Source organism: Ruegeria sp. YKSF070, assembly GCF_059612725.1.
Window position 1 is genome coordinate 84656 of the sequence record NZ_JBXWRD010000008.1, and the last position, 22177, is coordinate 106832.

A 22177-nucleotide genomic window follows, 5' to 3' on the forward strand; every position below is an offset into this window, starting at 1 on the left:
CATCAGGATGAGGGCAGCAGGTGGCAACCCGGTCACAGAACGGGACGTTTCTTTCGCTCAGCGAATGGCGCAAGACGCGAAAAGCCCGCAATATCGGGACCTTGGGCCTGGTTGTTCTGGGGCCGATCCTGACCGTTGCGACCTATCTGGTGACCGGACCCTTCGATCTGGGGGCTGGCTCCACCACGTTGCGACTCATCCTGCTTGCAGACCTTGTCTATATTCTGGTTCTGGCGGCGCTGGTGCTGTCGCAGGTGGGGCGGCTGGTGGCCGCCCGGCGCGAGAAATCGGCGGGATCCCGCCTGCACCTGCGCCTGATCGGGGTGTTTACCCTGTTGGCGCTTATCCCGACGATCACGGTGGCCATCTTTGCCGGGCTCACGCTCAATATCGGGCTCGAAGGCTGGTTCTCGGACCGGGTGCGCAACGTGGTCGGCAGCTCGCTCGCGGCGGCCGAGGCCTATGAGCTGGAACACCGCGAGGGGCTGACCCAGGACGCCCGCGCATTGGCCCGCTATCTGGATCAGGCACGTTCGCTCAATTTCTTCATCTCTGATGCCGAGCTGCGCGGTGTGCTGGCCCAGGGTCAGGGCCAGATTCAGCGCGGCCTGCGCGAAGCTTACGTGGTGGACGGCGGCGGCGAGATCAGGGCGCGCGGCGACCGGTCCTATCAGTTCGATTACGAACAACCCGCGCCCGACCAGTTCCGCGCCGCCCAGACCAACGGTCATGTCATCATCCAGGATTGGGACAACAGCGAATTTCGCGCGCTGGTGATGCTTCAGGCCTATCCTGACCGTTATCTCTATGTCAGCCGAGAGGTGGATGGCGAGATCCTCAACCTGCTCGACGATACCAAGGAAACGGTGCACCTGTACCAGCAGCTCGAGAATGAACGGGGTCGGGTGCTGTTCGAATTCGGCCTGCTGTATCTGGGCTTTGCGGTGATCCTGATCCTGGCCGCGGTCTGGCTGGGCCTGTGGTTCGCCGAACGCCTGTCGCGCCCGGTGGGGCGGTTGACCACGGCGGCGCAGCGGGTCGGGGGCGGCGATCTGGGCGTACAGGTGCCCGAGGAACAGGGTGACGACGAGATCGCCATGCTGGGGCGGTACTTCAACCAGATGACACGCCAGTTGAAGGGACAACGCGACACGCTTTTGGAAAACACCCACCAGATCGAACGCCGCCGGCGGTTGTTCGATTCCGTGCTCAGCTCGGTCACTTCGGGCGTGGTCGGGCTGGACGCGCAGGGGCGGGTGACCTTCGTCAACCGCTCGGCCGAACGGCTGCTCGACTGGTCGGGCGATGAACAAAGCCTCGATCTGGCGGTGGCAGTGCCCGAGTTCGTGCCCTTGTTCGAGAGCCTTGTCGGGACCGCGCAGGAAACCGTGCAGGCCGAGATCAAGGTGACCCGCAAGGGGCAGCTGGAAAACCTGCTGGTCCGCATGTCCACCCGGCGCGGTGAGGATGACACGCTGGAGGGGTACGTGGTCGCCTTTGACGATGTCACCGACCTGGTCAGCGCCCAGCGGATGGCGGCTTGGGGCGATGTGGCCCGGCGCATCGCGCATGAGATCAAGAACCCGCTGACCCCCATCCAGCTGAGCGCCGAGCGCATCAAGCGCAAGTTCTCGCGCAAGCTGGACGAGGCCGATTGCGACAGCCTGGAATCGATGACCGATGTGATCGTGCGCCAGACCAACGACCTGCGCCGCATAGTTGACGAATTCTCGAAATTCGCCCGCATGCCCGAACCCGACCGGCACGAAGAGAATCTGACCCGGCTGGTGCGCGACGCGGTGCTGCTGCAACAGACCGGTCAGCCGGATGTGCGCGTCAGTGCCGATCTGCCCGATGCGCCCCTGATGGGCAATGTGGATGCTACCATGCTCAGCCAGGCGCTGACGAACCTGATCAAGAACGCGGGTGAAGCGATTGAAAGCCTGATCAAAAAGGGCGCGCCTGACAATCTGTCCCCCGAGATACGGGTGACCCTGTCGGGCGATGCCGATGGCAGCCAGATCACCATTGCCGACAACGGGATCGGCCTGCCCGAGGATCGGGCGCGCCTCTTTGAGCCCTATGTCACAACCCGCGACGAGGGCACCGGGCTGGGCTTGCCCATCGTCAAGAAGATCATCGAGGAACATGGCGGGACGCTGCATCTGGAGGATGCGCCCGTCTTTGACGGCCAGGACCATTTCGGCGCCATGGCCGTTATCCGACTGCCGGGCTACGACCCGGCCTCCAGATCCGCCATGCAGAGACAGGCGGCCAGAAACAAGGCGAAAGCAGGACCGACATGAGTGATATTCTGATCGTTGATGACGAACGCGACATTCGGGAATTGGTCTCGGATATTCTCGAGGACGAGGGCTATACCACCCGTTTGGCGGGCACGTCCGATGAATGCATGGCCGAAATAAACTCTGAACCACCGGGTCTGTTGATCCTCGACATCTGGCTGAAGGACAGCCGGATGGATGGAATCGACATCCTCAAGACCGTGAAACGTGACAACCCGGATGTCCCGGTAGTGATCATCTCGGGGCACGGCAATATCGAAATCGCGGTGGCCGCGATCAAGCAGGGCGCTTATGATTTCATCGAGAAACCGTTCAACATCGACCAGTTGATGGTGGTGATCCGCCGCGCGATGGAAACTTCACGCTTGCGCCGCGAGAATGCGCAACTGAAACGCCGCGAAGTGACCAGCGCCGAGATGATCGGCCAGTCGGCAGCGTTCCGCACCATGATCGGCCAGCTCGACAAGGTGACCAAATCCAATGGCCGGGTGATGTTGCGCGGGCCGGCGGGTGCGGGCAAGGAGATTGCGGCGCGCTATATCCATGCCCATTCCAACCGTGCCAATGCGCCCTTTGTCACCGTCAACTGCGCCGGGGTCGAGCCGGAGCGCATGGAAGAGATGCTGTTCGGCCGCGAAAGCCAGGAGCGTGGTGTCGAACCCGGTCTGCTGGAACAGGCCCATGGCGGCGTGGTGTTCTTTGACGAAGTGGCAGACATGCCGCCCGGAACCCAGTCGAAAATCCTGCGGGTGCTGGTGGATCAGCAATTCCAGCGCGTCGGCGGCACCGACAAGGTGCGGGTCGATCTGCGGGTGATCTCGTCCACCAACCGCGATCTCGAGGCCGAGATTCAGGCCGAACGCTTCCGCCAGGAGCTGTATCACCGTCTGAACGTGGTGCCGATCGCGGTGCCCTCTCTTGAGGACCGGCGCGAGGATATTCCGGTTCTGGCAGGCTATTTTATCGAACAATGCCACCAGAGCCAGGGCCTCCCACTGCGCGAGTTGAGTGACGAGGCGGTCGCGTTGATGCAGACCATGTCCTGGCCGGGCAATGTGCGCCAGCTCAAGAACCTGATCGAACGGGTGTTGATCTTGGGCGAGGGCACCGGTGCCATCGAGGCGCGCGAGTTGCCCAGCGACGAGGACAAGGCCGCCGAAGAGGGCCGGGTGGTGTTGTCGGGCGCGCTGGCGACGCTGCCGTTGCGCGAGGCGCGCGAGGCGTTCGAGCGCGAATACCTGCTGACCCAGATCAACCGGTTCGGCGGCAATATCAGCCGCACCGCCAGTTTCGTCGGGATGGAGCGCAGCGCGCTGCACCGCAAGCTGAAATCGTTGGGCGTGGTCACCTCCAGCAAGTCGGGCGCCCGCGTGGCACATATGGACGAAGAGGTGGAGGCCGCCGAGTAAGGGGAGCGGTCGCGCCCCTAGCCCGCGGGCCTGGGCGTGACCACCTGATACGAGCCGTCTTGATAGGTCACCACGCAGGAATTCGGACCCAGCGCCGGCAACTTGGCGCCGCGCACCGGCTGTACCTGGGCAGCCACCGCCTCGCTGCATCGGGGCAGTTCGACCGGAGCATAGCCCTTGGCGGCCATGCATTGCTGCTCGACACGAGCGCGCAAGCCGGAATTGGCGTCGACGGTATAGACATTGCCCGGCACCCAGTTGCCCGGCGTATTATAGCATTGGCCGGCAGAGTTGCAGACCGTCCTTCCGGGATAAAAGATCGGCGGGCTTTGCCGGACCTGATTGGCCACCGGCGCATCGCGCAGCGCCTTGACCTCGCAATCAAGCGTATCCGACTGTTGCCGTGTAACGCTGACGCCCTCGCGGTAATAGATCGAAAGCGGGCCGCAACCCGTTAGAATCACTGTGGCGGCAAGGGGCAGGGTCCAGAGTTTCATGCATGTCAGAGTGGCACTGAATTCGGCGTCTGACAATTGAATTGACCCTGTCCCGGCCTTCTGTCATTCAAAAACCCTCAGGCAAAAGGGGCCAGGGAATGAAGGTCATCATCTGTGGGGCCGGGCAGGTCGGATGGCAGATCGCACGGCATCTGTCGGGCGAACTGAACGACGTGACCGTGGTGGACAACAACCCCGATCTGGTGCGCCGTGCGACCGAGACGCTGGACGTGCAGGGAATTGCCGGTTTCGCCTCCTACCCCGATGTGCTGGAACGGGCGGGCGCGCGTGACGCGGACATGATCATCGCGGCTACTTATTCCGACGAGGTCAACATGGTCACCTGCCAGGTGGCCCATTCAGTATTCGGCATCCAACGCAAGATCGCGCGGCTGCGCTCAAAATCCTATCTCAACGCCATCTATTCCGATCTTTACCGGCGCGAACATCTGCCCATTGACGTGGTGATCAGCCCCGAACGTGAGGTGGCCGCCGCCGCCATGCGGCGCCTGTCGGCACCCTCAGCCTTTGATACCGAGACCTTCATGGACGGTCAGGCGCAACTGATCGGCCTGTCGGTGGACGAGGAAAGCCCGGTCATCAATACGCCGCTGCGCCAGCTGACCGACCTGTTTTCCACCCTGCGCGCCATCGTTGTCGGTATCCGGCGCGAAGGGACGCTGTTTGCCCCGGAACCTGGAGACCAGATCTTCGCAGGCGACGAATGCTATGTCTTCTGTCATGTGGATGACGTCAACAGAACCATGGAAGTCTTTGGCAAAACATATAAAAAGCAGGATCGTGTTGTGATTGTGGGCGGCGGGAACGTGGGCCTCGAAGTGGCCCGCGCGCTGGAAGAGCACAAGACCCGTATTCATGCCAAGGTGATCGAGCGCGACCGGGGCAATGCCGAACGCGCCGCCGAGGCGCTGGAACGCACGATCGTGCTGCATGGCGATGGTATGGATGCGGGCCTGCTGGCCGAGGCCGGTATCTCGCGTGCCGATGCGATGCTGGCGGTGACCGACGATGACCGCACCAACATGTTGGCTGCCGTGCGCGCCAAAGCCGAGGGCTGCCGGCTGGCGATTGCGCTGATCAACGACCCGACCCTGGTGGCGCTGATGCCGCCGCTGGGGATCGACGCCTATATCAACCCGCGCGCCACCACCGTCAGCTCGATCCTGCGTCATATCCGGCACGGGCGGGTGCGGCAGGTCTATTCCATCGGCGATGCCGAGGCCGAGGTGATCGAGGCCGAGGTGCTGTCGACCTCACCCATGGCGGGTCAGCGCCTGCGCGACATCGACTTTCCCGAGGGCGTTCTGGTGGGTGCGGTGCGCAAACAGGGCAAGGTGGTGCGCCCGACCGGAGAGATGCGAGTCGAGGAGGGGGACGTGATCGCCATATTCGCCATGGCCGACGACGTGCCCGAGGTCGAGCGGCTGATGCAGGTCTCGATCGACTTCTTCTGATGGCACGGCGCGGGCTCAAAGAGGATACCGGCCTGTTGCGGCAACTGCCGCTGGCCCTGCTGATCTGGGGCCTGTTCTCGGTCATGATGTGGGTGCCCGCGGCCTATGCCCTGACATTGAACGATCATCCCACCTCGCGCTCGTTCTTCTATTCCGGCATTCTGGGGCTGGTGACCGTCACCACCATCGCGCTGGCGCGGGCCGGACGCCCGTCGCGCCACGGGGTGCTGGGGCAGCTGGCGGCGCTGTTGTCCACCTTTGCGTTGTTGCCGCTGTTTCTGGCGGTGCCGTTTCACGACGCGCTGAAGACCACGAGTTTCCTGAACTCTTATTTCGAGATGGTCAGCGCCATCACCACCACTGGCGCCGAGATGTTTCCCGACCCCGGACGGTTGAGCGAGACGCTGCATCTGTGGCGGGCGCAGGTTGGCTGGCTGGGCGGGCTGGTGATGTGGATCGCCGCCTCGGCCATCCTGGCGCCGCTATCGCTGGGCGGGTTCGAGGTGACGGCCCAGGGACAGCCGGGCCGGGTGCTGGTCGGGCAGGGCGAAAGCGTCGATCCGCGCGGCAGGCTGATCCGAATCGCGGCGACGCTGGCGCCGGTCTATGCCGGTCTGACGCTGGTGGTGGCAATCCTGCTGCTGGCGGCGGGTGATCCCGGTCTGGTGGCGATCTGTCACGCGATGTCGGTCATGGCGACCTCGGGCATCTCGCCGGTAGGCGGGTTGTCGGGCAGTGCCTCGGGCCTGACGGGCGAGGCGATCCTGTTCTTGTTCATGTTCTTCGCCCTGTCGCGGCTCACCTTCTCGTCGGATACCGCCATGCGCGGCCATGCCCGGCTGGATCAGGACCCCGAGTTTCGCATCGGCCTGCTGATCCTGATCGGGGTGCCGGCGCTGTTGTTCCTGCGTCACTGGTCCGGTGCCTTCGAGATCGCGTCGAGCGAAAACCTCGCGCTGGCGCTCAGGGCGCTCTGGGGCAGCCTGTTCACGGTGATGTCCTTTCTGACGACCACCGGTTTCGAATCGACCGACTGGGCCGAAGCACGGCAGTGGTCCGGACTGGGCACGCCGGGGATGATCCTTCTGGGCCTGTCGGTGATCGGCGGCGGTGTTGCCACCACCGCTGGCGGGGTCAAGCTGTTGCGGGTTTACGCGCTCTATCTCAACGGCATGCGCGAGATGCAGCGGCTGGTGCATCCTTCGTCGGTCAGTTCCGCGACCGGACGCAATCGCCGCATCCAGCGTGACGGAGCCTTTATCGCATGGGTGTTCTTCATGCTGTTTGCCATTTCGCTGGCGGCGATCGCGATGGCACTGGCGGCGGCGGGGTCGGATTTCGAAACTGCCATGGTGCTCAGCATTGCCTCGCTCAGCACCACCGGCCCGCTGATCGAGATCGGCGCCGAAGCGCCGATCCGCCTGATCGAGATGCCAGCCGCGGCCAAGCTGATCCTGAGCGGCGCGATGATCATCGGACGGCTTGAAACGCTGGCCTTTATCGCGCTGATTACCCCAGCGCTGTGGCGGAACTGAGCGCCGGGCGCAGCCGGTGCTTTCGCAGATAACCTATATTTTCGGCTGGCATATCCCAAATTCGCGCGACATACTCCGCCTGAGGGAGCGCGTTGGTCCGCATCGCGTTGCAAGAACAAAGGCGAGATTGAACAAAAATGGCTTCGGACAGACAAAATCTGCAGGACGCATTCCTGAATCACGTCAGAAAGACCAAGGTTCCGGTCACGATTTTCCTGATCAACGGTGTGAAATTGCAGGGTGTGATCACCTGGTTCGACAATTTCTGCGTGTTGCTGCGCCGCGACGGACAGTCGCAGCTGGTTTACAAGCATGCGATCTCGACCATCATGCCTGCCCAGCCGATCAGCCTGTATGAGGGCGAAGACGCCAATTGATGGAACATGATCGGGCGCGCACCCGGGCCTGGGTGCTGCACCCCGAACTCAAATCCGACCTTGACCGCCGCGACCCGGTTCCGGCGCTGGAAGAAGCGGTGGCTTTGGCCGCGGCATTGCCGGATCTCGACGTCGCCGGATCGGGTATTGTGCGCCTGGCCAAACCGCATCCCGGCCACCTGTTCGGATCGGGCAAGGTTGAGGAACTGGCCACCCTGTTTCACGACAACGAGGTCGAGCTGGTTCTGATCGACGGGCCGCTTTCCCCGGTACAGCAGCGCAATCTGGAAAAGGCGTGGAAGGTCAAGATACTCGACCGGACCGGCCTGATCCTGGAAATCTTCAGCGACCGCGCACGTACCCGCGAAGGCGTTTTGCAGGTCGAGATGGCGGCACTCAGCTATCAGCGGACCCGGCTGGTGCGCGCTTGGACCCACCTGGAGCGTCAGCGGGGCGGTCTGGGCTTTGTAGGTGGTCCGGGGGAAACCCAGATCGAGGCCGACCGCCGCGCCATTGACGAACAGCTGGTGCGGCTCAAGCGGCAGCTCGACAAGGTGGTCAAGACCCGCGAGCTGCACCGCAAAGCGCGCGCCAAGGTGCCTTATCCGATCGTGGCGCTGGTGGGTTATACCAACGCGGGCAAATCGACTCTGTTCAACCGGCTGACCGGGGCCGAGGTGATGGCCAAGGACATGCTGTTCGCCACGCTCGACCCGACGATGCGGCGGGTGGTTCTGCCCGACGGGCCCGAAGTGATCCTGAGCGACACGGTGGGCTTCATCTCGGACCTGCCGACCGAGTTGGTGGCCGCCTTCCGCGCCACACTCGAAGAGGTGCTGGCGGCCGATCTCATCGTGCATGTGCGTGATATCCACCATGCCGCGACCGAGGAGCAGGCCCGCGATGTCGAGGCCATTCTGGCCTCGCTCGGGGTGGACGAGGGACGGCCGAAATTCGAGGTTTGGAACAAGGTCGATCTGCTTGACCCCGACAAGCGCGCGGCGCTGCGCGAGCGGACCGCGCGCGATGGGTCGCTGTTTGCAGTGTCGGCGGTGACGGGCGAGGGGTTGGAGCCTCTGTTGTCGGCCATCGCCGAAGCGTTGGCTGAAACCCGCAGCGAGGCGGTGCTGACCCTGGGCTTTGCCGAGGGCAAGCGGCGCGCGTGGCTGTTCGCGCAGGATGTTGTTCAGGCAGAAGAACAGACCGAGGACGGGTTCCGCCTGACGGTGCTGTGGACCCCGCAGCAGGCGGCGCGCTACGCTGCGCTCTGATCCCCGCTGCCGCTGACACGGCGCAAGGCATAGGCGGCGGCAAGCGGTCCGGCCAGTTCAAACACCACGGTGGCGCCGATGGCCAGCGCCGTGATCATATCCGCGTATTGGGGAAACAGATCACCCGCGATCAACGCCATGCCGATGGCAACCCCGGCCTGCGGCAGCAGGGCCGGGCCGTACCACGGGCGTTCGGCTTGCGCGGTTCCGGCCAGCTTGGCCCCGGCCCAGCCGCCCATTACCCGGCCCAGCACCCGAAGCGCCACATAGCCCATCAGCAGGGGACCCACCGCCCAGAGCGCGCCGAGGTCCAGCGTGGCACCTGCCAGGATGAAGAACACGATCATGAACGGCCATTCGAAATGCTCGATCTCGCGAAAGGCCCGCTTGTGGTGATGGGCCAGGTTGACGATCACCGCCCCCGCCGTCATCCCCGCGATCAGATAGGACAGATCCAGCCAGAGCGACAGGCCCGCGGTCAGGAACACCAGCCCCAGTGCCTCGATTCTGAGCGGCTCGCCACCCGATAGGCGCCCGGTCAGATAGGCGCCGGGCAGACCGACGGCCAGGCCCAGCGCGACCGAACCCACGATCTCGACCAGCGCGCCGCCCAGCAGGCCGGGGCCGGACCCGTTCCCTTCGACCGCTCCGGCCAGTACCGCCACCAGCGCAAAGAGCAACACGCCCCAGGCGTCGTCGATGGCAACAATGCCCTTGAGCCTGCGGGGGAAATCTCCGGTGGCTTGGCCCTGCCGGATTACGTCGAGCGTCGCCGCCGGATCGGTGGCGGTGGCCAGCGCCCCCACGATCAGCGCCGCCGCCAGCGGCATGCCGATCAGCGCCAGCCCGGCCGAAACGGTGAGCTGCGTCACCATCACCACCATCAGCGAGATCACCACGATGGCGCGGCCATGGGCGCTGAGCGTGCGCAGCGACAGTTCTCCCCCCAAGAGGAACGCCACCATGCTGAGTGCGATGACCGACACGATTGGATAGACGGCGGCGAGGCTCTCTGGGATCAGGTCAAACCCCGCCGAACCGGCCATCAGCCCGCAGAACAACAGCAGCGTCACCCGCGGCAACCGGCTGCGGGCGCCCAGCTGATCGGCAGCCAGACCGGCCAGGAACAACAGCCCCAGCGCGATCAGATCGGCGGCATAGCCCTCCATCCTCATTCGGGAGCGGGCAGCAGCCGGGTCACCCCCACCGCCGCCGCGCGTGCCAGATCAGCATCCAGCGACATCGGGATATATTCGCCGCGCCGCCACAACTGTGCCTGATCGTCATAATAGCGGGACAGGAAATGCCCCGATTGCCCGGTCGAGATGACAAAGACCGAACTGTCGGGATCGGCGAAATCGTAGACCCCGCGATAGCCTGCGCCATGCACATTGCGGAACGGGTCCGGATCCTCGCCCGAAGTGCGTCCGCGTTGCAGCGTGTGGTCGCCGCCACTGGTCGATTGCCGGATATTCACGAAATAGCGCAGCACCGGCACCTCGCCCAGGACCGGGTGGTCATGGGTGGCCTGGTGCGCGTCACCCCAGCGCAGGCTTTCCAGCGCGGTGCCATATCGCTCGCCGATCCAGACCAGCGCATCGTCCAGCGCCAGCCGGGCGATCTCGGTGCAGCTTTCCCTGGGCGCGCTCTGGCGGATATCGCACCAGACCGCGGCGCCGTCGATGTCGCGGAACACCCGTTCGATGAACAGCGGCTCGACATGTTTGAATTCAGCGGCCAGTGGCCCCAGCTCGTCGGTGATCAACCGCTTTTGCAGGGCGCGCAGCCAGGCGGCATAGATCAACGGCTCGGGCAGGTGTTCGTTCATCTCGCCGTTCCATTCGGCAAGAATGGTCAGGGCGATCTGGCGCTGGCGCTCGGGTGTGCCCTCGGGGGCGGCCTCGCCGGTAAACCACAGATCGGCGCCAATGAGCGGCAGCAGGGTGCGCGCCGCCGGGCTGACCGGGTCCTGTTGCGCCTCGATGAAACTGTCGCGGGTATGCACCTCGCGCGATTGCATGAGCCTCTGCCAGCGGGTCACCCGCTGGGTATCGCCCCACACAAACGAGATATGGTTGGGAAAGGGACGTTCCAGCAGCTTGTTGTTGGTATTGCCCAGAATGCCGCCCACGGGGCCGACGAATTCCGGGTTCGACGCATAGGGCATCCGGCCCTGCCAGCGGTTCTCGGCCCGCCAGCCCTGTGCGGGCAGGCGACCCTGGCTTTGATGGCGCGAGTCACGGCGGGGCACCGCGCCCACCATCTTCAGCGCCACGGTCTCGCGGTCGGCCAGCGTCAGGTTCTGCGAGGGACCGATATAGGTCTCGGTCGCGCGGATCGCCTCGTGCACCGTGCCGGCATTGACCAACGCCAGAGCCGCCGACATCGAGGTGTCGCGGGGGTTAAGCACGGTCCAGCCCAGCGACATCACATGGCCAGGCGGAGTGATGGTCTCCAGGTCATAGACGCTGCCGGGCAGGACCGGCCCGTTCTCTGTCCAGCGCAGGGTCAGCGTGATCGGGGCGGCGCCCTTGATCTCGATGATCGAGGGGCGGCTTTCAAAGGCTTTGTAGCCGTCCGGGGTCAGGTATTCCTCGGGGTTCTCGGGGTTCAGCTTTTCCACGAACAGGTCCTGATCGTCCATGTAGGACGAGGTCAGGCCCCAGCCCAGCCGCTCGCTGCGTCCCAGCAGAACCGCGGGCATGCCGGGAATGGTGCCGCCGATCACGCCGCCCTTGGCCAGTTCCAGCCGTGCCAGATACCATGTCGACGGCGCGGCAAAGCCCAGATGCGGATCATTGGCGAGCAGAGTGCCGCCGCTGGCCGAGCGCGAGGGCGCCGCTGCCCAGGCATTCGACGCTCCGGCCAGGCCCCGGCGCGGCAAGGGCGACAGCGGATCGCGTGGTGTTTCGCGCGCGGCGGCATAGCGGGGCAGGTCCGGGAACAGGTCCGCATATTCCGGCAGCGCGGCGGTGCCGGTACCTGGCGCGTCAGGCAGGATATCGGCCAGCCGCGCGGGATCGCTCAGCATCAGCGAAGTGCGGGCGCGCAGCACCTCCTCCTCCAGATGGCCCGACAGTTGCAGCCCCATCAGCTTGATGATGGCCAGGCTGTCGGCAGGTTGCCAGGGGGCGACGGGGGCGTTGAACAGGAACATCTCTGGCGCGCCGCGGCCCAGTGCCTCGTCGTTGATCTCGGCCAGGCGCGCGTTTACACCTGCCGCATAGGCCTTGAGGGCAGCGGTGGCATAGGCGTCCTGGGCGCCGACCGATTGTTGCGCCAGCCGATAAAGGTCAAGCCGCCGCAAGAGGCGGTCTATGCCGACGGTGCGCGGGCCGAAAACCTCGGAGAGGCGCCCCTGCACGGTGCGGCGCAGCATGGTCATTTGCCACAGCCTGTCCTGTGCATGGGCATAGCCGAGGCCAAAGAATACGTCCGGGTCGGAACTGCCAAAGATATGCGGCACGTTATGGGTGTCGCGCACAATCTCGACCGGCGCGGTCAGCCCGGCCACCTCTTGTGTCTGGTCGTATTCAGGCAGCGATTGACCGGCCAGATAATAGATCAGCACCACAGCCGCGACGGCAAGTGCGATCAGACCGGCGGCAAGGCGAAGTAGCCAGCGAAAGAGCAGACCCATGAGCGACCCGTGATTTCCCCGAACTCGGATTTCCCGAGCGACATTAGGGGATTGGCAGAGAAAACGAAAGGGCGGCTCGGCGGCCGCCCCTGCGATGGATCAGAACCCGGTCGGGACCACGTAGCGCACCTTGATCAGGGAATGATGCGGGTGTATTTGGTGCCTTCCAACGTCGCGCCCACGCGCAGGCCTGCGCGGCCAAACACTGCCGCCAGGATCGGCGAGCGGAGCGTATTGGTATCGGCGGCCAGAGAGTCGCCTTGATCGCTGACCACGTATTCCAGATCGGCCCCCGCCGCCCAGCCACTCGACCGGCGGAATTCGCTAAGCGCGGCCTGGGTCATGAAGAAAAGGACATGGGCATATTGCTGGGCACCCACCTGCAAGCCGGCACTGCCCTTGACGGCCGAGTAATAATCAACCGTCACCCCGTCGATGCGCAGGGCGCCACGCCCATAGCCGCCGCCAAAGACGAAACCGGCCTCGGTCAGGAGCGGCATCACCAGCATGCCTGCTGACTTTTGCGAGATCTCGACCGTGTTGGGAAACTGGGCATACATCTCGGTCAGGGTGGCGTTGACGCGTGCGTCGATCTGCGAGGCATTGGAATTGCCGACGCCATTGCCGCAGGCGGCGGTCACGGTCAAACCGGCCATGCCAAGGGCAAAGCCACGACGGGTCAGTCGGGGAGGGTGGATACTGCTCATATCTCTCGATCTCTGTATTGTTGCCTGACAAGCCGGATTTTCCCGGTCTTGGCCGCGACATTACGCCGAACGGGCCCGGCTGTCACCAAACAACTGCCCTGTTTGCGCGGGATATCGCCCGTCGGGCCGATTGCCCGCGCTGTCAGCCTTGCAGGATGCGGGCCACTTCGGGGGCAAAATAGGTCAGGATGCCGTCGCAACCGGCGCGCTTGAAGGCCAACAGGCTTTCCAGCATCACCTTTTCGCCGTCGATCCAGCCATTCTGCGCCGCCGCCCGGATCATCGCGTATTCACCCGAGACCTGATAGGCATAGGTGGGAGCGCCAAAGCTCTGCTTCACCCGGTGGCAGATATCCAGATAGGCCAGCCCGGGCTTGATCATCACCATATCGGCGCCTTCGCTCAAGTCGCGCTGGATCAGGCGCAGCGCCTCGTCGCTGTTGCCCGGATCCATCTGATAAGTCTTCTTGTCGCCGGTCAGCGCGCCCGAGGCACCGACCGCGTCGCGGAACGGCCCATAAAAAGCGCTGGCATATTTGGCGGCATAGCTGAGGATCAGGACGTTGCGATGCCCGGCCGCCTCAAGCGCCTGCCGCATGGCGCCGATACGCCCGTCCATCATGTCCGAGGGGCCGATGATATCGGCGCCTGCCTCGGCCTGGGCAAGCGTCATCTTCACCAGCGCCTCGACGGTTTCGTCATTGACGATCTCACCCTCTACCACATAACCGTCATGGCCGTTGATGTTATAGGGGTCGAGCGCCACATCGGTCATCACCGCGATCTCGGGGGCAGCAGCCTTGATGGCACGGATGGCGCGGTTGGACAGGTTGTCGGGGCTCCAGGCCTCGGCGCAATCCTCGGTCTTCAGCGCAGCATCGGTGTAGGGGAACAGGCAGATGGCGGGGATGCCGAGCGCCTGCGCCTCGACCGCAGCCTGCGCGATCTTGTCGACCGAGCGGCGCATCACGCCGGGCATCGAGGGCACCGGTTCCTCGATCCCTTCGCCGTCGCGCACGAAAACCGGCCAGATTAGATCGTCGACGCCAAGGGAATTCTCGCGCACCAGCGCGCGCAGCGCGGGCGATTTGCGGGCGCGCCGGAAACGGGCGGCGGGAAAGGCGGCGACGGTTGGGGTCATGCATGGCTCTCCTTGCACATTTGTGCATTGGGTGGCATGGAATTGATCCGGTCACAAGGGTACCAATGGCCGCGCAAGCGGGATAGAAGGCCGCGGTGACGGCCAGAGGGAAGGGCAGAGCGTTTGGATTGGTATTCCTCGATCTTCGAACTTATCGACATGCGCAGCTTCTCGAACCTGTGGTTCTGGATCGCGCTGGCGGTGGTCTGGTCCTCGGCCAGCCACTGGGTTCTGGGCGTGCCCTATGACATGGTGACCCGCGCCCGCCGGGTCGGCGGGCAGGCGGCGCAGGATCTGGACGATATCGCGCGGGTCAATGTGAACCGCATGCTATATATCGTCGACACCGCCGGACTGTGGATCTTTGCCTTTTGCTGTTTCACCCTTTCGGCGCTGGCGATGCTTGGGTTCTTTTACAGGATGGAATTCGCGCAGGCGGTGTTCCTGCTGGCCTTTCCGATGTCGCTGGTGGCGCTGTTGAACTTGTCGACGGCGCGACGGGTACGTGGGCAGGTTTTGACGGGAGAGGATCTGGCGCGGGCCATCGGGCGTTGTCGGATATACATCCAGGTCATCGGCATGGTGTCGATCTTCTTCACCTCGCTTTGGGGAATGTATCAGAACCTGTCTATCGGGGTTCTGGGCTAGACGAACGGAAACGGACAGGGGCAAGTCACGATGACGGCACCGAACCATGTGCTGGTAGGCGGCGCGCCCGAAGGCTTTGACGCGCGGCTGATCCTGAACGAGGTCGCCCGCGCGGGTGGCCCGGTGTTGCATGTGGCCCGCGACGACAAGCGGCTGGAGGCGATGCGGGCGGCGCTGACCTTCTTCGCGCCCGACCTGCCGGTTTTCGTGTTCCCAAGCTGGGATTGCCTGCCTTATGATCGGGTCTCGCCCAATGCCGATGTTTCGGCCGCGCGGATGGCGACGCTGGCGGCGCTGGTGCACCAGATGCCGGACCGTTTCGTGCTGTTGACCACGCTAAACGCGGCAACCCAGCGGGTGCCCGCGCGCGACCTGCTGCGCGAGGCGGCGTTCAGCGCCCAGGTCGGGCGGCGCGTGGATGAACAGGCGCTAAGGCAGTTCCTTGTCCGCATGGGGTTCAGCCAGAGCCCCACGGTGATGGAGCCCGGCGATTACGCGATCCGGGGCGGTATCATCGACATCTATCCGCCCGGTGACAGCGGGCCGGTGCGCCTCGACTTCTTTGGCGACGTGCTGGACGGCGCCCGCCGCTTCGACCCCGCCACCCAGCGTACCACCGAGAAACTCGACCTGATCGAACTGGCCCCGGTCAGCGAGGTCATTCTGGACGAGGCGGCCATCACCCGGTTCCGCCAGAACTATCGCATCGAGTTCGGCGCCGCCGGCAGCGACGATCCGCTCTACGAGGCGGTGAGTGCCGGGCGCAAGCATCAGGGTGTCGAACACTGGTTGCCCTTCTTTCACGAGCAGCTTGAAACCCTGTTCGACTATCTGCCCGGTGCCACGGTGACGCTGGACGATCAAGTGACGCCATCCCGCCTGGCGCGTTGGGACAGTATCCAGGATCAATACGAAACCCGCCGTCTGGCCATGACGGACCGGTCCCGGATGGACAGTGTCTATAAACCCTTGCCGCCGAGGTTGCTTTACCTTGACGACGCGGATTGGTCGGCGCTGCTGGCGGATCGGCGGGTGATGCAGTTCAACCCGTTGCCGCAGGCCAGCGGCCCCGGTGTGATCGACGCGGGCGGCCGGATCGGTCGCAATTTCTCGCCCGAGCGCGCACTGGAAAACGTCAGCCTGTTCGGGGCCTTGGCGGATCACCTTAAGGTCCGACTGGCGGATGGTCCGGTGCTGATCGCCTCGTATTCCGAAGGTGCGCGCGAACGTCTCACCGGCCTGATCGAGGATGAGGGCGTGGCCGAGGCGATCCCGGTGGCAAACGGCACCCGCATCGGCAAGCGCGGCCTGCACCTGGCCGTCTGGGCGCTGGAACACGGGTTCGAGGCGCCCGGCCTGACGGTGATCTCGGAACAGGATGTGCTGGGCGACCGGCTGATCCGCCAGCCCAAGAAGCGCCGCAAGGCCGAGAACTTCCTGACCGAAACGCAATCGCTGACCCCCGGCGATCTGGTGGTGCATGTGGATCACGGCATCGGGCGCTATCGCGGGCTTGAGGTGATCACCGCCGCCGGCGCGGCGCATGAATGTATCGCGCTCGACTATGCCGAGGAGGCGCGGCTGTACCTGCCGGTCGAGAACATCGAGCTCTTGTCGAAATACGGCCATGAAGAGGGGCTGCTCGACCGACTTGGTGGGGGCGCCTGGCAGGCCAAGAAGGCCAAGCTGAAAGAGCGTATTCGCGAGATGGCCGACCGGCTGATCCGGGTGGCCGCCGAGCGCGCCCTGCGCAAGGCGCCGGTGATGGACCCGCCGCCGCATGCCTGGGAGGATTTCAGCGCCCGCTTTCCCTATCAGGAAACCGACGACCAGCTGCGCGCCATCGCCGATGTGATGGACGATCTGCATTCGGGCATGCCGATGGACCGGCTGATCTGCGGCGATGTCGGTTTTGGCAAGACCGAGGTGGCCATGCGCGCGGCTTTTGTCGCGGCCATGTCCGGGCTGCAGGTGGCGGTGATCGCGCCCACCACACTGTTGGCTCGTCAGCATGCCGCCAGCTTCCGCGACCGGTTCCGGGGCTTTCCGCTGGAAGTGAAGCAGCTTAGCCGCTTTGTCTCGGCCAAGGAGGCGCAGCAGACCCGCGAGGGGTTGGCGCGCGGCACGGTGGATATCGTGATTGGCACCCACGCGCTCTTGGCCAAGGGGATCCGGTTCCAGAATCTCGGCCTGCTCATCATCGACGAGGAACAGCATTTCGGCGTCGGTCACAAGGAGCGGCTGAAACAATTGCGCTCGGACGTGCATGTGCTGACGCTGACGGCCACACCGATCCCGCGCACCCTGCAACTGAGTCTGACCGGCGTCCGGGATCTCTCGATCATCGGCACGCCGCCGATCGACCGGCTGGCCATCCGCACCTATGTCAGCGAATTCGACGCGGTCACCATCCGCGAGGCGCTGCTGCGCGAGCATTATCGGGGCGGGCAGAGTTTCTATGTGGTGCCGCGCATCACCGATCTGCCGGATATCGAGACCTTCCTGAAGGAACAGCTGCCCGAGCTCACCTATGTAGTGGCGCATGGCCAGATGGCGGCGGGTGAGCTCGACGACCGGATGAACGCGTTCTACGACGGCAAATACGATGTGCTACTGGCGACGACCATCGTCGAAAGCGGGCTGGACATCCCCACCGCCAACACGATGGTGGTGCATCGGGCCGATATGTTCGGACTGGCGCAGCTTTACCAGATCCGGGGCCGCGTGGGCCGGTCCAAGGCGCGCGCCTATGCCTATCTGACCACCAAACCGAGAGTGCGCCTGACCCCTGCAGCAGAAAAGCGGCTGCGGGTGCTGGCCTCGCTCGATACACTGGGGGCGGGGTTCTCGCTGGCGAGCCAGGATCTGGACATTCGCGGCGCGGGCAACCTCTTGGGCGAGGAACAGTCGGGCCAGATGCCCGATGTGGGCTACGAACTCTACCAGTCGATGCTGGAAGAGGCGATTGCCAAGATCCGCAGCGGCCAGATGGAGGGGCTGAGCGAGGCCGACGACCAATGGGCGCCGCAGATCAACCTGGGCGTACCGGTGCTGATCCCCGAAGACTATGTGCCCGATCTGGACGTGCGGCTGGGCCTTTATCGGCGGCTCTCGTCGCTGACGACCAAGGTCGAGCTGGAAGGGTTCGCGGCCGAGCTGATCGACCGCTTTGGCAAGCTGCCCAAAGAGGTGAACACGCTGCTTCTGGTGGTGCGGATCAAGGCCATGTGCAAACGCGCAGGCATCGCAAAACTGGATGGCGGGCCAAAAGGCGCGACCATCCAGTTCCACAACGACAAATTCGCCTCGCCAGCGGGGCTGGTCGAGTTCATTCAGGCACAAAAGGGGCTGGCCAAGATCAAGGACAACAAGATCGTGGTGCGGCGCGACTGGCGGTCGGATGCAGACAAGATCAAGGGCGCCTTTGCGGTGGCCCGGGATCTGGCCGAAAAGGTCGCGGCGGAGAAGAAGGGCAAGGCGTAGCGCGCAGATTTTCAAGTGAAAATCTGCATGCAAAATCTTCGTCGAAGATTTTGCCCCCGCGTGGTCAACGCCCGGTGGTGAATGTGCAAAGTTGCCAGATGCCCTCTGGCGACTGGACCAGAGCCGCGCGGGCTCCTGACATCGGTGTCAGGTAATCGCGATGCAGATAGCCGCGTGTGCTGTCTGACAGGATCACGGCGCGATACTCGGTCTCAGGGTCGAACCTGGCGGCAAGTACCACCTCGAAACTGACCCGTGTCAGGATATCTCCGCTCCGGTCCGGGGCCTGGCGCAGGTTCACATTCTCGCCATTGACGAAAAAGGCCTGTGTCGGATCGATCCTGGCGGGCAACTGGATGCGCCAGTGATAGGGCATCCAGAACTCGCCTTCGGCATCGAAATATCCCGGCGCGGCCAGTGTTTCGGCCAGCGCCTGCCACCGGTTGTCGACCGCGCTTTGAGGATTGGTGCCCGATGGGGTCAGCATCTGGCGCAATTCGTCCGGGCCGCCCGGGCCGTCGTCGCTGAGGCTGAGATCGGGGCAGGCTGCGGCGGCCAGCCCGTCAAGATCGCGCGCGGCGACTGTTGTGCGCAGACTGTCGCGCAGGGCAAGAACCTCGGTATTTGCCAAGGCCTCGTCCCGGGGGACAAAGCTCTGCCGCTGGGCCAGCGCGGGCTCGGCTAGAAACAGGAGCAGCGGCAGGATGATCAGTACTCTCATCGTCACTCGGCCGCCCGCATCGCCGCCTGGGCGCAGAAACACGAAGCGCCGACCGCGCGATCGGCCCGCGCCAGCGCCAAGTCAAGCCGCTGGCGGATCTGGACGATCTCGACCGTTTCGCCACGCGCTTTCAGACAATCGTGCAAACCTTTGAGACTCCATATATTATCTGGATGAACGGCGGCGCGGCTCAACTGGCCGCCCAGGCCCAGATCAGCGCGGTAGACTGCCTCGGCCTCGTCGGTATGGCCCTGTTCGAACAGCAGCGCGCCCAGTGCGTGGCGCGTGGGCTGCATCCAGCCCCAGGGCTCGTCATACGGCAGATTGTCGTCCAATTCGACCGAGCGTCGCAGATGGGTATAGGCCAGATCGTAGTTGCCCTTCCGGTATTCGATCTCGCCGCGCAACATTTCTTTTGCAATATCAAGAAGGTCGATGACGCGGTTGTTGTGCAGCAACCGGCTTTCGGGCACCCGGGCCGCAGCGGTCAGGAACACCTGTTCCTCGGCCTCTGCCTCGGTCACGCGGCCGGTGGCGGCAAAGGCGACGGCACGGGCGTAATGCACGGTAGCGGTAAGCGTGCGGTAGAGATCCGGATCGGCGGGCGGTTCCAGGGCGATGGCCTCGTCCCAGCGGCCGAACCGGATCAGGATATGCGGCCCCATCGCCATGTAGCTCTCGAAATAATCCGCCATCGGCGGGCTTTCCATGCGCAGCATCTCTTCGGGGACCGAGGCCCAGAGATCGCGATTGGCCTCCAGCGCCGGTTGCATCTGGCCCAGGAACAGGGCGCCATAGATGGCGAAATGGCAATTGTGGATGCGATAGCCGGTATAGATGTTGAACGCGCCCTCGCGGTCGAGATACTTGCGGTCGGCCAGCGTGGCGCGGCGGTTCCAGTGGACGACATCGTGATATTGGCCGCAAAGCACGTCGATATGGGTGGGCATATGCACCAGGTGGCCAGCATCGGGCACCAGTGTGCGCAGCACATCCGCTGCCTTCAGCGCCTTTTCGGGGGTGGGCGACATCTCCATCAGGTGCACATAGAGGTGCAGAAGCCCCGGATGGCTCATCGCGCCCGGGGCGTCACTCAGGGCGGTTTCCAGTACCTCCTGCGCCTCTCGCGTGGCGGCACCGGGGGCGGGCTGGCCGGTGGCCAGATCCCACATCTTCCATGGGGTCAGGTTCAGCAGGCTTTCGGCATAGATCGCGCGCAGGTCGAGGTGATCGGGATGCGCGGCAAAGGCGGTGCGCATGGCGTCGGCAAAATCGTGGTCCCAGCAGTGCATGTCCGCGTCCAGCTCTCGCTGAGGATAGCGTGCGGGCAGGGCGCGGATCAGCGCCTGTTCAACCGGTGTGCCGCCCGCGACCCGCGCCAGCGCGGCCTGGCTTGCGTCATAGGACGTGGCCAGCGCCTCGGCCCGGGTGGCGCTGTCCCAGCGTTCCCACGGCATGTTGTAATTTGGGCCGCTGGCATAGGCGAGGCCCCAATGGGCCATGGCGCAATCCGGGTCATGTTCCAGCGCGCGGCGGAAACAGGCTGCGGCCTCGGCATGGTTATAGCCATAGGTCCAGATCAGGCCCCGGTCGAACCACAGCTGCGCCTGGGGCGCGGTGGTGGTCACTGGGCAGCTGTAGTTGCCCAGATCATAGCCGTAATCGCTCATCCTCACCTCCCTTTGCTTTCAGCCTGAGACTAGAACAGGCCGCGCGGCAGGAAAAGGTCAGGCGATCGCCCGCTCCTCGATCCGGCCCATATGCAGCATCAGGGCAAAGCCTAGCGCGCACATGATCAGGATACCGGTGGTCAGCGGTGCCATCGAGCCGTCGAACAGCAGGCCCACAGGGGCGGCGATGGCGGCGGCGAGCACGGTGGCGACTGCTCCGATGACCGAGGCTGCCATGCCAGCGATATGGCCCATCGGCTCCATCGCGATGGCGTTCAGATTGCCCAGCGTGGTGCCGGCCATGAAGAACACCGCCGTCTGCCAGGCCACGAACAGGCCGAACCGCGCGTCGGGAGACATCTCGACCCAGCCGCTGACGATCATGGCGGTGGTGAATACGATCTGTGCGCCCAGCGACCAGGTTACCATTCGGCGCATGCCAAGCCGCACCACCAGCGCCGCGTTGAGCAGGCTGGCCGAGCCCGAGATCAGCGCCACCAACGCGAACCAGAAGGGAAAGCTGTCGGCGCGGTCGTGGATCACGTCATAGACCGGCTGCACCATGGTCAGCATGGTAAAGAGCGTGCCCATGCACAGCGTCTGCACCATGATCGACAGGCGCACCGTGGGATGGGCGAACATCTGGCGCACCGCATCGGCCAATAGCGGGCCGCGAAACGGGCGGCGGTTTTCGATCGGCAGCGATTCCGGCAGGCGCAGACCCAGCCACAAAACGGTAATGGTCGAGAACAGGATGAAGGAAACGAAGATGCCGCGCCAGCCGACCAGCGCGATCACCCCGGCCCCCAACAGCGGTGCCACCGCCGGCACCAGGGTAAAGATCAGCATTGCAATCGACACGATCCGCGCCATCTGCCGCCCAGCATAAAGGTCGCGCACGATCGCCATCGCCACCACACGTGGCCCGGCGGCGCCCAGGCCCTGGGCGACACGGGCAGCCAGCACCAGTTCGAGCGACGAACTGAACAACGCCACCGCGCTGGCTAGGATATAGAGCGCCGCACCGCCATAGATCACCGGTTTGCGGCCAAAGGTATCCGATAGCGGGCCGGTGAAGAACGTACCCACGCCCATGCCCAGCACGAAAGAGGTCAGGATCAGCTGCGCCCGGTTCACCGCATCGGGGCTCAGCTCCTGCCCGATTTCGGGGAGGGCGGGCAGCATCGAGTCGATGGAAAAGGCGATGGTTGCAAACATCATCGCGATCAGCGCGATGAATTCGGCCTTGGACATCCGGTCTGCCATTTGGGGGTCTCCTCTGGTCTGGCGCTAACAT

At 64.4% G+C, this 22177-nt stretch carries 16 protein-coding genes; 8 read left to right on the forward strand and 8 right to left on the reverse strand.

The genetic code is table 11. The features are described 5' to 3' along the window. The first annotated feature begins 20 nt into the window (after positions 1 to 20). Both AC2FL1_RS06500 and ntrX read left to right on the forward strand, forming a co-directional pair. Positions 21 to 2306 (forward strand): sensor histidine kinase NtrY-like, encoded by a 2286-nt coding sequence (locus AC2FL1_RS06500; protein ID WP_496876345.1) that lies wholly within the window; start codon positions 21 to 23, stop codon positions 2304 to 2306. After that, a complete protein-coding gene (gene ntrX, locus AC2FL1_RS06505; protein ID WP_496876346.1) occupies positions 2303 to 3715 on the forward strand; it encodes a nitrogen assimilation response regulator NtrX in 1413 nt (470 codons plus the stop codon). Before AC2FL1_RS06500 ends, ntrX begins: the two co-directional genes overlap by 4 nt. Before the next feature lie 17 nt (positions 3716 to 3732). Here the strand turns inward: ntrX and AC2FL1_RS06510 are convergent, their stop codons facing one another. Further along, on the reverse strand, positions 3733 to 4212 hold the full coding sequence (locus AC2FL1_RS06510) for a hypothetical protein (protein WP_496876347.1): 480 nt from the start codon (positions 4210 to 4212) through the stop codon (positions 3733 to 3735). 98 nt (positions 4213 to 4310) lie between these two features. On the opposite strand from AC2FL1_RS06510, the gene trkA reads away from it, so the two are divergent. The 4 genes from trkA to hflX all read left to right on the forward strand — a co-directional run bounded on the left by trkA (position 4311) and on the right by hflX (position 8870). Continuing rightward, on the forward strand, positions 4311 to 5687 hold the full coding sequence (gene trkA, locus AC2FL1_RS06515) for a Trk system potassium transporter TrkA (protein ID WP_496823753.1): 1377 nt from the start codon (positions 4311 to 4313) through the stop codon (positions 5685 to 5687). After that, positions 5687 to 7222 carry a TrkH family potassium uptake protein gene (locus tag AC2FL1_RS06520; RefSeq protein ID WP_496823751.1) on the forward strand — a complete coding sequence of 512 codons (1536 nt, stop codon included), beginning with the start codon at positions 5687 to 5689 and terminating at the stop codon, positions 7220 to 7222. The genes trkA and AC2FL1_RS06520 overlap by 1 nt, the downstream gene beginning before the upstream one ends. A 137-nt stretch (positions 7223 to 7359) precedes the next feature. Continuing rightward, a complete protein-coding gene (hfq, locus tag AC2FL1_RS06525; protein WP_011047807.1) occupies positions 7360 to 7599 on the forward strand; it encodes an RNA chaperone Hfq in 240 nt (79 codons plus the stop codon). Next, positions 7599 to 8870, forward strand: coding sequence for a GTPase HflX (gene hflX / locus AC2FL1_RS06530; protein ID WP_496876348.1), 1272 nt, complete (start codon positions 7599 to 7601; stop codon positions 8868 to 8870). The genes hfq and hflX overlap by 1 nt, the downstream gene beginning before the upstream one ends. Here hflX and AC2FL1_RS06535 read toward each other — a convergent pair. From AC2FL1_RS06535 to hemB, 4 genes are all read right to left on the reverse strand, one after another. Beyond that, positions 8855 to 10045 (reverse strand): cation:proton antiporter, encoded by a 1191-nt coding sequence (locus tag AC2FL1_RS06535; protein WP_496876349.1) that lies wholly within the window; start codon positions 10043 to 10045, stop codon positions 8855 to 8857. The two genes, hflX and AC2FL1_RS06535, sit on opposite strands and share 16 nt — an antisense overlap. Continuing rightward, on the reverse strand, positions 10042 to 12510 hold the full coding sequence (locus AC2FL1_RS06540) for a penicillin acylase family protein (protein ID WP_496876350.1): 2469 nt from the start codon (positions 12508 to 12510) through the stop codon (positions 10042 to 10044). Before AC2FL1_RS06540 ends, AC2FL1_RS06535 begins: the two co-directional genes overlap by 4 nt. Before the next feature lie 134 nt (positions 12511 to 12644). Next, positions 12645 to 13217 carry a lipid-binding SYLF domain-containing protein gene (locus AC2FL1_RS06545; RefSeq protein ID WP_234145572.1) on the reverse strand — a complete coding sequence of 191 codons (573 nt, stop codon included), beginning with the start codon at positions 13215 to 13217 and terminating at the stop codon, positions 12645 to 12647. 142 nt (positions 13218 to 13359) lie between these two features. Then, positions 13360 to 14358, reverse strand: coding sequence for a porphobilinogen synthase (hemB, locus tag AC2FL1_RS06550; protein WP_496823742.1), 999 nt, complete (start codon positions 14356 to 14358; stop codon positions 13360 to 13362). A 123-nt stretch (positions 14359 to 14481) separates the two neighbouring features. Between hemB and AC2FL1_RS06555 the strand changes: the two genes are divergently transcribed. Both AC2FL1_RS06555 and mfd read left to right on the forward strand, forming a co-directional pair. Then, positions 14482 to 15006 carry a component of SufBCD complex gene (locus AC2FL1_RS06555; RefSeq protein ID WP_496876351.1) on the forward strand — a complete coding sequence of 175 codons (525 nt, stop codon included), beginning with the start codon at positions 14482 to 14484 and terminating at the stop codon, positions 15004 to 15006. A gap of 30 nt (positions 15007 to 15036) precedes the next feature. Then, a complete protein-coding gene (gene mfd, locus AC2FL1_RS06560; protein ID WP_496876352.1) occupies positions 15037 to 18489 on the forward strand; it encodes a transcription-repair coupling factor in 3453 nt (1150 codons plus the stop codon). Between the two features lie 64 nt (positions 18490 to 18553). On the opposite strand, the gene AC2FL1_RS06565 is transcribed toward mfd, so the two are convergent. Genes AC2FL1_RS06565 through AC2FL1_RS06575 form a run of 3 tightly spaced genes read right to left on the reverse strand, consistent with a single transcriptional unit; the run spans position 18554 to position 22146 of the window. Then, positions 18554 to 19210 carry an SH3 domain-containing protein gene (locus tag AC2FL1_RS06565; protein ID WP_496876353.1) on the reverse strand — a complete coding sequence of 219 codons (657 nt, stop codon included), beginning with the start codon at positions 19208 to 19210 and terminating at the stop codon, positions 18554 to 18556. A 2-nt stretch (positions 19211 to 19212) separates the two neighbouring features. Further along, positions 19213 to 20880 (reverse strand): tetratricopeptide repeat protein, encoded by a 1668-nt coding sequence (locus AC2FL1_RS06570; RefSeq protein ID WP_496876354.1) that lies wholly within the window; start codon positions 20878 to 20880, stop codon positions 19213 to 19215. A 57-nt stretch (positions 20881 to 20937) separates the two neighbouring features. Continuing rightward, positions 20938 to 22146: a multidrug effflux MFS transporter gene (locus AC2FL1_RS06575; RefSeq protein WP_496876355.1), complete on the reverse strand. Its 1209-nt coding sequence runs from the start codon at positions 22144 to 22146 to the stop codon at positions 20938 to 20940. Between the last annotated feature and the right edge of the window lie 31 nt (positions 22147 to 22177).